Here is a 16142-nt window from a genome sequence, read left to right as displayed (position 1 = left end):
ATGATGAAACAGTTCAAAAGACATCGAGATTACGGATTTTTCGACCAAAACATTCGACTTTCCAAACTAAGAAGGGTTAGAATATTAATATATACAAACCCGTTGGGTGCAATTATTAAAAACGTCAGTTCGAGTGTTTTTTGTGTAGTAAAACGGAACAAAAAATGTATCGAGAACCGTTTTTAATAATAATTTTTTAGTTCTCGATACGATTTTCTATCGAAAATCACTCGAACTGACGAAAATTATCATCAAAAACTAATTACACCCAACGGGTTATATACAATAAAATTAATAACAAAATGAAAACAATAAAAGACGATGATATGATAGAAGTTAGGCAATTTGATTTCTTTGACCAAAAGAAATGGAAATAGCAAATGAAGCAATCGAGCTAGAAATAATAGGCATAAGTAGTAAAAACGATATAATGTCGTATTTTACTTTTAAATAAATTTAGATAATTATTTGAAAAACAAATAATTAAGCCCTTTTAATAATGCGACAACAAATCGTTCCAATTACTTATGTTATCAATTATGTAATAATGACACTAGTCAATGTATTGATTATGATAATTACAGTGGTTTTTTTTGGTGTAGTACATTCAAATATATAACCATCAAATATAATTAGCTCTATCTGAATCTTAACCATAGATTTTACTTTAAATCTAGGTAGCATTAATATCAAATTTAATTTAACACAACCTATTAGAATTCAAACCTTTATTTTGTTATTAATCAGTAGTTTACATATTTTATAAAAAACAAATAAAATTAGTCGAACCATAAAAAAGTCTGTAAAATCAAAGGCTAACAGGTTTTTACAATATACTTGTGAACTCCTTGGTACAAAATTCGAACCTTTTACTTGAAGATTTCCAGATTTTAAGAGAGCTGACAGAGGTTTGAAAAGAAGAGCATTTTATTTCCTTAGTTTAGCAAACAAAATTTAACCTTAATAAAAGTAATTACTACCTGATCAGTATATTCCAATGCAAAAGGTCTATCTTAATTTTTTAAGATTGACCTTAAATCAAAATAGCTTAAATAAACCGAAATCATAAGATCGTTATTTTGTATTTAACTATTAACTTTTACATTCCTTGATTTTAAACGACTCAATGTTTCTTTTGTTTTACCCTAAATAATTTATTAATAACTAAAAGCAGGCTGAATATTTAACCGATTTAATTGAGATACATTTTCAACTATTTACTGATTTCAAATGTATTTAAGGAATGACCATCAAGCATCAAGTCTAAAAAAACCGCACCTGACTTCACTACTAACTTTTGCTCTTTATCTTGAAAATTTCCTGCGATAATAATCGTTTTGCCTTCTGGTGTACTAAAAACCAGGATTGGCTTTTTATCCTCGCCTGATTCTTTGTATGAAAGGAGTCTGGAACCCGGAGATACATAATGTGCGTAATGCTTTACCGCATAATATTCTGGCGTATAAGTGACTGTCTTAGTTTTTGAATCTACACGGATAAGTGCATTTTGTTTCCATCCCCATCCGCTGACACCATCATCCGCTAAAATCGCATTCCAAAAAGTGTATTCGGTACAGCCATTTGCTAAATAATGATTTATCAGCCCAAAAGTATGTTCAGACGATTTCCAGTCAAAAGAACCCCAGCCGCACTCGCTTTCTGTCTGCACATAATTATATTGAGGATATTTTTCCCGAATGCGCGGAAGTATTTTTCCACCTTCCCACTGGAAACCAATCCCTTTTATTGTTTCAGACATTCGCGGGTCAGAAAGAATTTCATCAATCACGTCATATCTATCGGTATTAATTGTTCCAAGATAGAGAGAAACTTCTGGATGCTTCTCTTTTAACGCAGGTGCAAGATATTCGGTATTAAAACGTATAGTTCCTTCTGCTGTCCATGCACAGCCTGGATAAACAGTATAGCTGTAAGCTTCGTTTTGGTACATTACCGTATTGATTGGAATCTTTTGCTCACGGTAAGCATCAATAAACTTACAGAAATAATCAGCATAAGCTTTTAAGTATCTGGGATCTTGTATAAAATAATCATTTACAGTGAACTGATTAGGAAAAACCTTTACGTCTTTTTCCTTATTATCTTCATAAAGTGCAACATCCGAGAGAGGTGACATAGTATTGAATTGCTTATCGCTGCGAACGGAATAGTAATGGTTTATTTTCATCCAAGATGGAGGAGACCATGGTGAAATCCAGAAAGTCATGTTTGGATTATAATTTTGAGCTGCTTTGATATAGGGAATCAGGGTAGTCTTGTCCCGGTCAATATTAAAGTTTTTGAGTTGAAAATCCCCGTCTACCTCATCTGAACTGTACCAGTTTCGTGAATAGTCATTAGCATTCATCGAGAAGCGCCCCAAATTGAATCGAAGATCACCATCTTGTGAAAAAAGCTGTTTTAAAACCGATTCTCTTTGTGATTGTGGAAGCAGATTAAGGGCATCCCAGCCCAACTCATTGAAGCAGGTTCCCCATGCCTTAAAAGTAAGGAGTTCTTTTTCGCTTTCAACCACAATATCTGGTTTACCTTCAGTCTTTTTTTTTAATGCTATTTTTTTCTCCTGCCAATAATTTCCTTCATTACTTTTAATCCATTTCACCGTTTGGGAATATGATGCATTACTTAAGGTAAAAAATAAGCCAATTATTAAATTTTGATATGTTTTCATAGTTCTTTTTTGCTGAAAAGGTTTTTCATAATAATCATAAAACAAATAATAAGTGTCAAATCTACAATTAATTTTCAATTTTCAAATTTAATTCTCCATAAATTGTAACTAATTCTTTAGAAATTGAATTATTCTAATATTTCTTTCACTATTTGTTACATAAATATTTTTTCCTGTTTTTTGAAAATTTATTTCGTTGGTTTCTGTGATGATGTCGAAAAGTTTTTTTTCAATTCCCATTTTTGAAAATTCACTGTTCAGTTTTTTATTTATCCTTTCATATACAAGTTCAGTATAGCAAATTTTATTTAGAATGTCGTTTTTATAGTTCTTCATTAAAGGTTATCCAATATTTTTGTATGATTTCAAAATTGTCAGTTTGAGAGCCAGTCAATTCTGTCACAAGTCCGCAAGTTTGTATTTTTTGTTCTATCGTTGTCATTCAGGTTCGTCTTGTTACAATGACCGCTAACAATATAGTATGGTGAATATAATCTTTAGTTTTTACAATACAAAAGCAAATTTGTGAGATTTTAAGTTTAGACATTCTTTTTTCTTTTTCCGGTTGTCTTTCTTAAAAGATTATCAATAATAAGATACATGCTTGGCACTACAAACAGTGTCAGAATCATAGAACTTGTTAATCCGCCAATAATTACCCATGCCATTTTGGATTGGATTATTCACTCGGCAATCCGCTTTGAACTCAAGGGAGAATCCATGAGAAAAAAAATGAAAAAGCAATAAGAATTTTTGTCTAATTTTAACACAAGAAATCATCATCAAAACTACTGTACACTTTGCTCCGGAATGAGGTGTCCACTTTCATCGGAATAGTCACAAAGCAATTCAAGAGATTAAAGGCAAGAATATAAAGATAATCGATACCACGACAATGAGTGTGTGTGTTTGAGTTTATTTGACTCGGCAAACTTTCGGACAGCTAAAGGGGGGATTAAGGCTCATGTGAGCCTAGATGAAGCTACAATGGTTCCTGATATGATTAATATAACCCAAGCCAAAGTGAGCAACCGAAGAGGATGCGATAATTTTCGATATGAGAAAGATACCATAGTGGTTGACGACAGAGGATATTTTGATTTTAAACTCTTCCAAACAAGAATTGATGACAAAAACCACCAAGTACCCGTATCAATTCGATATTCTTTACGAATCCGTTATTGAAATGGTATTGCCTAAGGATAAAGACGAGCATATTCTAAAAGACGAAATTATAAAATTCAAAAGTGCCTCTGCTCAGGCGGCAGGAATGAAGGATATTTTAATGAGAAGAGTCGCAGTTTTTATACCCCAAGACAATCGGACAGTCGAATTGATAACAAACAATATGGTGTGGTCTGCTGCCACCATTGCATAATTATACCGAAGAAGATGGCTTATTGAAACCTTTTTCAAACTTATAAAACAAAATTTACAGATAAAAACCTTTCTTGGAACAAGTAAGAATGCCTGTAAGTCTCAAATATTCATAGGATTGATTACCTATTTTATACTCGAATTGATTCGTAGAACTATTAGTACAGTAAAGCATAAATTTGGACACTGTGTAACTTTGATTAGAATATGCCTAATTCAATATCAAGGATTAGATTATATTGTAAATGCAATAAACAGACACAGTCAAGAAGGGAAGGCAAAAGAATAAGGATATGCCTAATCCTTGTCAACAAACTATGAAATTTAGAAGCATAAAAAATAATTTAGATCCTGAAATCGCCTTTTCTTAAACTAAAGCAATGATTAATAGTTGGTTATACGCTTATAATTTGGTTTTTTGAAAATGTTCGGACAGCTATGATTTAATGCAATAAAATATAACAAAGAAAATTTGTTGAAAAATTATTTGTTATATTTTATTGCAATTTTTTATAATGAGAATTATCATCACGAACTATATATCACACCTGACCAATTTATAATTAATACAATTATTATTCAGGTTGTGCATCATTTGCTGAAGTAGCATACAATCCTAATAAACAACCTGTAAAACCACCTGCTACATCAGTAGATAAAATATCTCCCGAAACAGTTCCTCCAACACTAATAAAATCAACTCCGTTAAGTGAATAACTAAATACATATTCATCTCCTTTGGCTTTTATTTGTAATTGCACTGGTTTCTTAAGATCAATTTTAGCGCTAGCCACAATTGTAGAGTTTATTGCTGCATCTCTTCTTGTTTTTTGATTCTTTTGCAGTACCACATAATAGTCTTTGTCCTTCATTGTAATTCCAAAAACATAATTAGAACCTTCATTTTGCAATGCTACAACGCCTGCCAAATCTTTATCTGATTTTGGTTTGTAATCAATGGTAGTTGTCAATGAAAAGCTATTGTGTTGCTGACGATAAAACAAAGTTGACGTAGGTTTCATCTCTTTTATATTGGTCGCAAAAGGATTAATAGTCAATCCTTTTTTTGTAGTTGTGATGAATTGTTCACGAGGTCCTCTTAGACCAATCCAACGATAATCCAATTTACTTGAAGTGAAATTATCTTTGAAAGTAAAATTACCATTAGGAAAAAATCCTTCTTTCCCTGTTTTATTTTCTGTAACCCCATTTGGCATTTTTAATTTTGGTTCCAAAGGAATTAAACCTTTTTCAAAAACTGGAAATTCTCCAGACCAATCTACTGGTAAAATAAACGTTTCACGACCTGTATTTACTCTGTTTTTTTCGTTTGGTCTTACTGCTAAGAAAACTCCGTAGTATTTATCTCCAGGTCCTTTTACTAAATCGGCGTGACCAGCCCAATCTACTTTGTTTTTTCTGTCTTTTTCAAAATATCTTTGTGTAAGTATTGGATTGCTTGGTGCTGGGATAAACGGTCCTTTTGGACTATCACTTTTAAAGATAACTTCACTATGCCATCCTCCAGTACCACCTTCGGCACACATTAAAAAGTATTTTCCGTCCTTTTTGTACATATGTGGAGCTTCAATCCAAATTGGTTTTTTGGCAAGATCTGTTCCTCCATCTACTATAATCTTGTCTGTTCCAGGAATTATTTTATCATTTTCAACATCATATTCCCAAATTTTAATCACACGATGACCATTATAAAGTTCTTTACCTTTATCCGGTGCATCGTTGTGAACGATATACCCTTTACCATTATCATCAAAAAAAATACAAGGATCTATACCTCCAAAATCAAGTTTAATTGGATTTCCCCAACCTTTCATAGGGTCTTTTGTTTTTACAATAATATTATTCAACCCTCCTGAAAAGGCTGTTACAATCATATAAAAAGTATCATTATGAGGATTGTAGGTGATACCTGGTGCATAAACACCAGCACTAATACCAGTATCGTGAGGATTGAATTGGGTAACATCATTTAATACTCCTCCCAAATCGGTCCAGTTTACTAAATCTTTAGAGTGAAAAACAGGTACTCCTGGAAACATAGCAAATGAGGAACAAACCATATAATAATCATCTCCTTTTCTAGTAATAGCTGGATCTGGGTAACATCCTTGTAAAATAGGCGTATAAAATTCATCCGCTTTTAATGGATTATCTGTATAGACCTTATCATCCCCTTGATAAGTGAAATTAGAAAATAATGGCGCATTATTTTTTGACTTGCTTTGACTTTTAGCTCCCGAAAACGAGAACAGAGTTATGATTATTAATAGAAGCGTTTTTGTGTTTTTCATTACATTAAATCTTAGTTAGTTATTTTTATTAGTTAATCTTATTATTATTATTTTATTCTATGTATTCTATAGTTTATTAAATCATATGCTAAGCTTTAGCAAGCAACCGACTATTTTTTATTTAAAAACATTCTATTTGGAAAACATCCAATAATCGAAGTACAAAATCTGACTTGCAGCTTTTCCTTTGAAAATAAAATACAAATCGTGAATTCCTGATACTTTTTTAATATCAATTGTCTGTAATGCCCATCTGTCATTTCCTCCAGTCATTGGTACTCTAACAGTTCCAATTAGCTCTCCATCTTTACTATCTAATCTTATTTCCATTGATACATTTCCGTTATGAGTTGTACCGATTCGTGCAGTAAATTTTGAAGCCCCTTCTTTACGGAAATCTACCTCTTTTACTTTGGTATAAGCATTATCGTATTTTGCCGTAATAAAATTACCAACTACATCATTTTTCATTGACTTTACTCCTTCAGACCAAGCAATAGTTTCTGCTTCAGTTTTTGCATAGGGATTTAGCGGACTTATGCTCTGTTTGATTCCTTCGGTCATATTCATCTGAATAATAGTACCATCTTTATTAAATTTAAGTTCTTCTACACATACAGAACGGGTAAAACCAGTACCTCCAGGCAATCCAGCATTATGGTAGAAAAAATAACTTTTCCCTTTAAAATCGATAATTCCAGGATGATTTGTAAAAGAACCACCTTGTGTAGGCATAACAACACCTTGATATTTCCAAGGTCCTGTTATACTTTTACTGGTTGAATAACCAATATGTTCTGATATTGGTCCTGCAGCAAAAAACAAATAATAGAGATTATTGCGTTTATACATCCATGGCCCTTCTTCATAAGTCGTTGGTCTTTGTTCATTCACTTTTCCTTCTCGTTTACCAAATGCTTCTATTGTATTAGGTATTTGCTTAATTTCACCATCATAAGAAATCATATCCTCATTCAACTTTACATAATAGCAAACCGGATTACCCCAAAATAAATAAGCCTGACCATCATCATCAATAAAAACGGTTGGGTCTATATCTGCATTGCTATTAGAAACTAAAGGTTTTCCTAATGGGTCAATAAATGGTCCATAAGGACTATCGGCAACTGCCACTCCTATAGCACCTTTCCCTTCTCTGGTTGTATTGGGTACATACAAATAAAATTTACCTTTTCGCTCAATACATTGAGGAGCCCAAGCATTCATTTTGGCCCAACTAAACTCTTTATAGGACAATGCAGGTCCATGGTCCGTCCAATTGACCATATCTTCTGTGGTATATAATCGCCAGTCATTCATAGTGAACCAAGTGGATTCATCTTCATCGTGGCTTGTGTAGAGATACACTTTACCATTATATACCATCGGAGCCGGATCGGCAGTATAATTGGTTTGTACAATAGGATTTTGAGCTTCTCCTATTGCACATTTTAAAAGAATTATAAGTGTTGCTACTATTTTATAAGTATGTTTCATTTTGTTCTAGTTTGTTAATATAAATCCTCCATTAGGTTGTATCGTTATTGATGATTCTCCCTTTTTAGAAACTTTCACGCTTGTGGTATAGGTTTCTTTATCGACCTTATCATTGTACATAACTACATTTTGACCAGCAAGCATTGGCAATTTGAGTTTTAAAACTTTTGTTGTTTTTTCAGCATTTATTCCTGCAACATACCATTTTTGATCCTTTCTGCGAGCAATTACACTGTATTTACCTGGACAACCATCAATAAAAACGGTCTCATCCCAAGTGGTTGGAATAGTTTTCAAAAAATCCAATTCAAAGGCCGGTACATCTTCAAGATTATCGGGAGTAAGACCAAACATTTGAACAGGGTTTTGAAAAAGTACGCTTGTTGCCAATTGAAAAGAATCAGTAGTTAATCGTTCCTGTCCTTTTTGATTTCCTTTGTTTAAATATTTATTCAATAATACACCCCCAAATTCCATGCTTCCCACTGCATTTCGAATAAAAGGATGTAATGAAGCAAAATAAGCTTCTTTTTCACGAACATCCTGCGAAAAAATAAGCATTTCGGATGCTAATACGGCTTCACTTCCCACATAATTGGGATACATTCTTTCCCAACCACGAGGAAGAGTAGCTCCATGGAAAATAATCATTAAGCCATAATCATTAGCATCTGAAAGAATATCTTCATACAATTTCATTGTTTCTTGTTTGTCACCTCCAAAGAAGTCAACTTTAAGTCCTTTAACGCCTGCCTCTTTGAGCCATTTCATCTCCTTTTTTCGAGCAATAGCAGTATTCATTTTATTGAGAGGCGTCATAAAAGCATCGTTTGCAGATCCATTAGAATTATACCACAAGAGCACCTCAACATTTTTGGATTTGGCATATTGAATCAATTCTTTCATTTTTTCGTAGCCAATTCTTTCATCCCACCACGCATCAATTAGGATGTATTCAAACTTCATAGCTGCAGCCAAGTCAATATATTTAACTTGATCTTGATAATTCATACTATTGTCTTGCCAAACAATCCAACTCCAAGAACCACGACCGAATTTATAGTCTTGTGAAGGCTCGTAAAGTGGTTTGACAACATCAAAAGGAATCGTTGTTTCGACAATTGGTTTTAATGTTTCACCAACAGTAATGGTTCTCCAAGGTGTTACTCCTGGAAGACTAATTTGTGCTCCTGAACTTCCAAAACCATTATTTTGTTTCGGATTTGGATATTCAACCGTATATAATCCCTCTTTGTAAGCACTCAAATGTGAGGCGGTATACAAACTACTAACTCCCGTTTCTGAAAGCAAAACCCACCCTTTATTACCTAGATGAAAAAGCCCCGGAAAAACGTAACCTTCAGATGATGTTGTTTTATCTAATGGAGTATCGGCCTCGTAACCGCTTTCATAACTAGGAGCAGTGCGAGCAAATCCAGTCATTGGTTTCATCATCGGAGAAAGAAATGTTGTCGTAGATATTGGGAATCTATACCCTGTTTTCTCTTCGGTAACCACACAAACTTTGGTATCTCCCCATGAAGGTATTTCATATCTAAAAGCAATATTATTATTACTCAGTTGAAACAAAATAGCGATTTTGTGTTCTTGAGCATTGGTAAATAAACAGTTTAAAGTGTTTGCTTTATAACTTACCTGAGATTGTTTGATTTTTGTTTGATTGTAGGTTTCCTCCACTTTACCAGTAGTTGAATTTACAAAATTCATATTGGTGGTAAAATCTCCTTCATTAGTTATTAATCCTAATGGAGAATCTTCTAGTACAATTCCTCCTTTATAAGTAACGGAATATATAGGTTGACCACTTTTGACCAATACATTTAATGTCAGTTCTCCATTAGGACTGGAAACTGACATTGTGTTTTGCGAATAAACTGCCGAAGCAATTATCAAGCAGTATAAAACAATTAATTTTTTCATTTTTATCTATTTACTGAATTTCCATGCGTCAAAATTGAATAAGTCACCTTGTCCTCCTTTGAAAACAAAAAACAAATCATGAACACCACTTACTTTTTTTACTTTGGTTTTAAATGTTTTCCAGTTTTGCCATCCGCCAGTATTTTCAATTTTACTAATACCAATAATGTCACCATCTTCTTTATCTAAACGTACTTCAACTGTTCCTGCATTTAAAGACGCTGCAATAATCTCCATTTTTTTAGCCCCATCTGCAAAATCCACTCCTCTCACTTGAATAAAATCACCATTATTAATTTGGGTTACATACATTCCTGTTTCTTTGCTTTTATCAGTTTTAACTCCTTTACTCCAAGCCATTGTTTCTGCTTCAATGCGTCTAAAAGGATTTAATGTTTCTATCTGTTCTGGTCCATCATTTGTAAAATAAGGAAGATTTTGAATCGTGCCATCTTCGTTATAATTCATAACATCCACATCTATAGAACGTCTCTCAGAATGCACCGTCGTTTCCTGTTTAAGCAAGTCATAACCAAAACCAAAACAATATGATTTGCCTTTATAATCGATTATTCCAGGATGGTTACCATTCGTTTTTTTACTTGCGTCAATAATCATTCCTTTGTATTCCCATGGTCCTAAAGGAGAATTACTCATCGCATAGCCAATCCCTTCTGGACAACAGGTAGAGGCATAAGCCATATAATAATGTTTATTTTTTTTCCAAGCCCATGGCCCTTCTTGATAATTTTTAGGTTTTGTAGGTTCTTTTACGATTTCTCCTGAGTATGAAATCATATCTTCATTTAGTTTTACGTAATACAAATCTGGATTTCCCCAATATAAATAAGCCTGACCATCATCATCAATAAATAGAGTAGGATCTATATCGTTCCAAACGTGATCATCATTAATCAGTTTCTTCCCTATTGGATCTTTAAATGGCCCATAAGGACTATCTGAAACTAAAACTCCAATACCTCCACCGTGCATAGGACAGTAGAGATAAAATTTGCCATTGCGTTCAATACACTGCACCGCCCAAGCCCCATTATCTTGTTTTGCCCAAGTGAAATTTTTTAGAGAAGCAACTACTCCATGATCCGTCCAATTGACCATATCGGTTGATGTATAAAGTAACCAATCAAGCATTTTAAAACCTGTGGCATCATCTTCATCATGCGAGGTATAAAGAAATATGGTATCATTATGAACCATTGGCGCAGGATCGGCTGTAAATTTTGTTTGAATTATTGGTTTTTGAGCTATTGCTGGTGCAAAATTAAAAAGGAATAATATTCCTAAAGCCAGTATTTTTTTTGTTTTATTTAATTCTAAAAATGTAGTCATCGTTTTTAAATTTGGGTAAATAATTGTATTCGCTTTTTTTTAAATTTGTATATTGTTTAAGCACTTAATACTACTTTGCATTTTGAATATCAGAAGTTGTATCTATAATTGTGTATTTACTTAATGATGAAACAGCAACAGGTTTAAACAAAAATTGAGAAAACATATAAAGTCCATTTTTCCAAACTTTAAAATCATGTCCACCTGGTTCTAAATAATAAACATGAGGCACATTGTTTTGAAGTAAATATTCATGAGTGCGTTTACTAAAATTTAGTAATCCATCAGCATCACCACAAGAAATCCAAAGGAGTTTTAGTTTACGCTTTGTCTCTTCTGGATTTGGCACTAATTCTTGAGGTGTTTTAGTATTTGGTGCAGAAGAAAAACCTCCTACCCAAGCAAATGTATCCAAATTACCCAAACCAAAATTTAACGACTGTCCTCCTCCCATAGAAAGTCCAGCAATGGCACGGTTCTCTCTATCGGTCAAAGTTGGATAGGTTTTTTCGATAAAGGGAATTAAATCATCCAAAAGGTCTCTTTCAAAAGTGGCAAAAGCTTGAACTTTATCCGGAGCCATAATGTTGCCTGTGGCTCGGTCATCTTTCATAGCGCGACCGTTAGGCATCACTACTATCATCGGTTTAATTTTTCCTTCGGCAAATAAGTTGTCCAAAATTATTTGTGGAGAACCCCCTTTTAACCATTCTTTTTCATCGCCACCAATTCCGTGTAAAAGATAAAGTACTGGGTATTTTTCATTCTTTGAAAAACCTGGAGTAGTATAAACCAAAGCTTTTCTAGTAGTACCAACCGTTTTTGAAACATAGACAATAGTATCTATTTTTCCATGAGCAATAGCTGTTCTTTCTTGGTCAAATCCTTTTGGGCCTTCTTTTTCAATTTTTTGTGCAAAAATTATTATGTTGCACATAAAAAACAATACAATGGTTGAAATTATTTTTTTCATGGTTAATTTTGGTTAAAGCTTTTTTAATTGAAGACATTGTTGCTTTTGAAATTTAAACACATCTTATTGATTATTTGGTTGAATTATTTGGTATTTGCCACTAAGGTGCATTAGACTAAACAAATGCATTAGACCGTCATAATAAGGGTCAAAATACCCATCTTCATAAGGTTCTAGTTTGGCATTCCATACAGCATGAACAAAATCTAAACTTGCTTTATCATTATTTATAAGTGATGCGGTTGCAGCAGTTGAAACCAAACCTATAGAATGTCTTAGCTTTTTCACCGATCCTGCTTTAAGAATAAACTCTGGAGTAGAACCATCTAAATTAAACTGGTCATCGTATGTTTCTAATCCTTTGGATCTAAGGAAATTTTGAAATTTCTTAGCATATTCTTCTTGCCATTTTTTGTCTTTTCCGAACCAAGTATAATCCATTGCAATGTTCATTGGCACTCGCCAAGAGTCATAACGAAACCCTGCAGGCATCCAAGGTGTAGGATGTGGTTCTCCACTAAACTCTGTATAATCTGCATTTAAACTCGTTATAGGATTACAAGCTCTGTGCAAAAACTCGCGAGAAACATCGGCACATTCTTTATAAAATTGTTCGTGACCATCTTTGGCATACAATGCCCAAACTTCATAAAAAGCAGGCAAATGATAAGACGGATCTGTCCAATTATAACCTCCTCCTTCTGGTACAAAAGATATTTGTTTGTATTCTGTATTAATTAGATTGTATATGTTACCCGTTCCATCTTTTTTCCACATGGCATCCAATATTCTTCGGGCTTCTTTGTAATAATTAATGCCTGTATCATTGCCCCATTTATTAGAAGCAAAAAGCAAACTAGTTATATAATACAATTCCCCATCTGAGGCAGAACCTGGCGAGTTTTGCCTTTTAGTCTGAGGATTTACACTCCAAGCAAAATAGGCTTCTCTAGGGCCAGTTTGGTGTTGCATGTATTTTACAGACCAACGCCAAAGACGGTCAAAAACATCTTTTTTATCCAATTGAACCGCTACCATCATACCATAAGACATTCCTTCAGTACGAGCATCTTTATTTTTTACATCAGAAACATAGCCTAAAGAGTCCCCTTCTTGAAAATAAACTCGATTTGGTCCTTCGAAAACATCATAATAGGCTTTCGCCAATTTTTTGTCGATTTCTTTTTGACTATATCCAGCTTCTTTAAAAAGATTACGGTATTGAGTTTTTTTAAGTTCTGATTTATCTGTTTTCTTTTTATTTTGACTTATTACCAAAACAGGAATCATCAACACCAAAATCATTAGAAAAATTCCGTTGATTTGAGAACAGCCTCGCTTCTTTATTTTATTAACCATAATCATTTTTTAAGTTTAATTATTGAATAAAAACTTTAGTCATTTTTAAATCTTTGGCATCCGAACTATTCCCATAATACACCTCATATTCTCCTGGAGTTACATTCATTCCTGTGATTTTAGAATCATAAAATTCAAAGGATGAAGCAGGTAAATTGATAGTTACATTTTGTTTTTCTCCTGCTTTTAAATCGATTCGTTTAAAAGCTTTTAATGTTTTTAATGGCCCGTCAGGATCATTTAATTTGTGAACATATACCTGAACAATCTCAGTTCCGTTGCGTTTACTAATATTTTGTATTGGAAAACTTAACTGCGTATTTTCATTTGATTTTATAGTTGACTTGCTCAATTTGCCTGATCCAATATTAAATTGGGAGTAACTTAAACCAAAACCAAAAGGAAATAAAACATCTGTTGTGTATCTATACGTACGTCCTTTCATTGAATAATCTTCAAAGTCCTTCAAACTATCAGAGTTTTTATAGAATGAAATAGGTAATTTTCCTGCTGGGTTATAATCCCCAAAAAGAACATCAGCAACAGCCTGACCTCCAGCTTCTCCTGGATACCAAGCTTGTAAAATAGCATCACAACTTGCTGTCTCAGGTGTTAATGCAATTGCAGACCCAGAACAGTTTACAAAAATTACTTTTTTACCTGCAGCTTTAAGCTCTTTTAAACACATTCTTTGAACAGCAGGAAGCTCGATATTAGTTCGATCTCCACCTTTGAAGCCTGGAAGAGAAACAGGCATTTCTTCACCTTCTAGTAATGTAGAAAGTCCACCAACAAAAACAACGGTATCAATTCCTTTCAATTTTTGAATTAAGGTACTAAAATCTATAGCATATTCTTTTCCGAAATCAAATTCAAGATTGGCTTGCCAGTTGTTTGATTGAGCAAAAAGAATTTCGATTTTGTATTTTTTTCCAGCCTCAACCGCAAAAGAAATTTTCCCCGGAACGGTGCGCCAATTGGTATATTTTGCAATTGATTTTCCATCAACTACTAATTCAAATGATCCTGTAGCACCTGTTTTAAAAACAAGAGTATCATTTGCTTTAGCTGTAAATTCGGATTCATATTTTGCCGAGAAACCTTCTAATTTAACTCCCGAAGCAAACTCGTGCTGACCAGCAGTAGTAATTTTTATAGGATACAAAATTTGCTGAGATATTACACTATTTCCCTCTCTGTTGGGATTATTCCAAAAGGTGACTTTCATTCCTTTTTTTCCTTCAAATGAAAATTGGTCAAAATAAGATTGTGTTACTTTATCCTCTACTAAATCACAGGCTTTATCATAAAAGATTTTATTTACATCTATTTTTGATTCTATTCCGTCTTTAATGGTAATTGTTTTAACAGGTGTTCCATTATAATTTCCCCACAACATAGGTTCATTGTCCGCATTTGGACCTATAACTGCTACTTTATTAATTGCTTTGTTCAAAGGGAGAATGTTATTCTTATTTTGTAATAGCGTCATTGACTTTTGAGCCATTTCAAGTGCTAATTGTTGGTGTTCTTTACTATTAAGAACAGAGGCTGGAATTTGAGCCCAAGGCACAATCGCGTCGTCATCCATCTCACCCAAATCAAAACGCCCAATTAAAACGCGAAGCAAACTTTTATTAATATCTTCTTCTTTTATTAAATCTTTTGCAACAGCTTCTGGCAAATCTTTAAATGGATATTTTTCCCATACACATTCGACATCAGTTCCTGCCAAGACGGCCTTGGATGCGGCGTGTACTGCATCAGAAGAAACTTTATGCGTAGTATAAAAATCGGTAACGGCACCACAATCTGAAACGACTAGGTATTTATATCCCCATTCATCGCGAAGAATTCGTTGCAAAAGTCGCTTATTACTGCAACAAGGTTCATCATCTAAACGTTGATAAGCACACATTACCTCACGCACATCGGCATCCTGCACCAGTGATTTAAATGCCGGCAAATAGGTTTCATACAATTCGCGAGGATTTACATTATTTAAATTCAATTCATGTCTACTCCATTCAGGTCCTGAGTGAACCGCATAATGTTTTGCGCAGGCTAAAAGTTTGCGGTATTTAGCATCTGCCGGTCCCTGTAAACCCTTAACCACTGAAACGCCCATTCGAGAAGTAAGGTAAGGGTCTTCACCATAGGTTTCCTGACCACGCCCCCATCGTGGATCTCTAAAAATATTGACATTAGGTGTCCAAACTGAAAGACTCAAAAAACGTTTGTTCTCATTTCCGCCTTTAATCCATTGATTGTATTTAGCTCTTGCTTCATCAGAAACTGCATCAAATACACGATACAATAATTGATCATCAAATGAGGCTGCCATACCTATAGGTTCTGGAAAAACAGTAACATTATCATTATTAGCATAGCCATGCAAAGCTTCACTCCACCAATTGAATTTTTTGATTCCAAGTCTTGGTATAGCATCACTTTGATCACACATTAATGATGCTTTTTCTACAAGCGTTAATCGTGAAATTAAATCTTTTGCTCGTGCTTCTGAAGTAAGAGACGGATCCCTAAAAGGATACTGTTGTGCATTTAAGTTAAATATTGAAAATAAACCTATGACGCATAAATAACTAATTTTCATAATTTATATATTAGAATTAAATTTAAT

At 33.7% G+C, this 16142-nt stretch carries 11 protein-coding genes and 1 pseudogene; 3 read left to right on the top strand and 9 right to left on the bottom strand.

Annotated features, from left to right (window positions below; all coding sequences use genetic code 11):
- Window positions 1–1213: 1213 nt before the first annotated feature.
- Together B2145_RS04565 and B2145_RS17685 are read right to left on the bottom strand one after the other, a co-directional pair.
- Window positions 1214–2770: a glycoside hydrolase family 30 protein gene (locus B2145_RS04565; RefSeq protein ID WP_291098850.1), complete on the bottom strand. Its 1557-nt coding sequence runs from the start codon at window positions 2768–2770 to the stop codon at window positions 1214–1216.
- A gap of 30 nt (window positions 2771–2800) precedes the next feature.
- The gene (locus tag B2145_RS17685; protein WP_414654571.1) at window positions 2801–3028 is read right to left on the bottom strand and encodes a DUF3781 domain-containing protein; all 228 of its coding nucleotides are present in this window, start codon (window positions 3026–3028) and stop codon (window positions 2801–2803) included.
- Window positions 3029–3292: 264 nt separating this feature from the next.
- Between B2145_RS17685 and B2145_RS04560 the strand changes: the two genes are divergently transcribed.
- The 3 genes and pseudogenes from B2145_RS04560 to B2145_RS17680 form a co-directional block, all read left to right on the top strand.
- On the top strand, window positions 3293–3439 hold the full coding sequence (locus B2145_RS04560; RefSeq protein WP_291098847.1) for an ATP-binding protein: 147 nt from the start codon (window positions 3293–3295) through the stop codon (window positions 3437–3439).
- A gap of 379 nt (window positions 3440–3818) precedes the next feature.
- Entirely contained in the window at window positions 3819–4070 is a 252-nt protein-coding gene (locus tag B2145_RS04555; protein ID WP_291098844.1) for a hypothetical protein, read from the top strand.
- A gap of 12 nt (window positions 4071–4082) precedes the next feature.
- Window positions 4083–4358 (top strand): annotated as a pseudogene (locus B2145_RS17680) (hypothetical protein); the annotation flags it as partial.
- Window positions 4359–4644: 286 nt separating this feature from the next.
- Here the strand turns inward: B2145_RS17680 and B2145_RS04550 are convergent.
- From B2145_RS04550 to xyl3A, 7 genes are all read right to left on the bottom strand, one after another.
- Window positions 4645–6381 carry a glycoside hydrolase family 43 protein gene (locus tag B2145_RS04550; RefSeq protein WP_291098841.1) on the bottom strand — a complete coding sequence of 579 codons (1737 nt, stop codon included), beginning with the start codon at window positions 6379–6381 and terminating at the stop codon, window positions 4645–4647.
- Between the two features lie 132 nt (window positions 6382–6513).
- Window positions 6514–7878: a glycoside hydrolase family 43 protein gene (locus B2145_RS04545; protein WP_291098838.1), complete on the bottom strand. Its 1365-nt coding sequence runs from the start codon at window positions 7876–7878 to the stop codon at window positions 6514–6516.
- 6 nt (window positions 7879–7884) lie between these two features.
- Complete coding sequence (locus tag B2145_RS04540) at window positions 7885–9819, bottom strand: glycoside hydrolase family 97 protein (RefSeq protein ID WP_291098835.1); 1935 nt, start codon at window positions 9817–9819, stop codon at window positions 7885–7887.
- A gap of 6 nt (window positions 9820–9825) precedes the next feature.
- Window positions 9826–11169 (bottom strand): glycoside hydrolase family 43 protein, encoded by a 1344-nt coding sequence (locus B2145_RS04535; protein ID WP_291098831.1) that lies wholly within the window; start codon window positions 11167–11169, stop codon window positions 9826–9828.
- A 70-nt stretch (window positions 11170–11239) separates the two neighbouring features.
- On the bottom strand, window positions 11240–12142 hold the full coding sequence (locus B2145_RS04530; protein WP_291098828.1) for an alpha/beta hydrolase: 903 nt from the start codon (window positions 12140–12142) through the stop codon (window positions 11240–11242).
- A 63-nt stretch (window positions 12143–12205) separates the two neighbouring features.
- Window positions 12206–13501, bottom strand: a complete 1296-nt coding sequence (locus tag B2145_RS04525) for a glycosyl hydrolase family 8 (protein WP_291098825.1) — start codon at window positions 13499–13501, stop codon at window positions 12206–12208.
- A 19-nt stretch (window positions 13502–13520) separates the two neighbouring features.
- Window positions 13521–16115 carry a xylan 1,4-beta-xylosidase gene (gene xyl3A, locus B2145_RS04520; protein ID WP_291098822.1) on the bottom strand — a complete coding sequence of 865 codons (2595 nt, stop codon included), beginning with the start codon at window positions 16113–16115 and terminating at the stop codon, window positions 13521–13523.
- Window positions 16116–16142 lie beyond the last annotated feature (27 nt).

It is taken from the genome of Flavobacterium sp. UBA5153, from assembly GCA_002413745.1.
Lineage (GTDB): Bacteria > Bacteroidota > Bacteroidia > Flavobacteriales > Flavobacteriaceae > Flavobacterium.
Note: the sequence above shows the minus strand (reverse complement) of the source record. Positions and strands in the feature narration are given on the sequence as shown.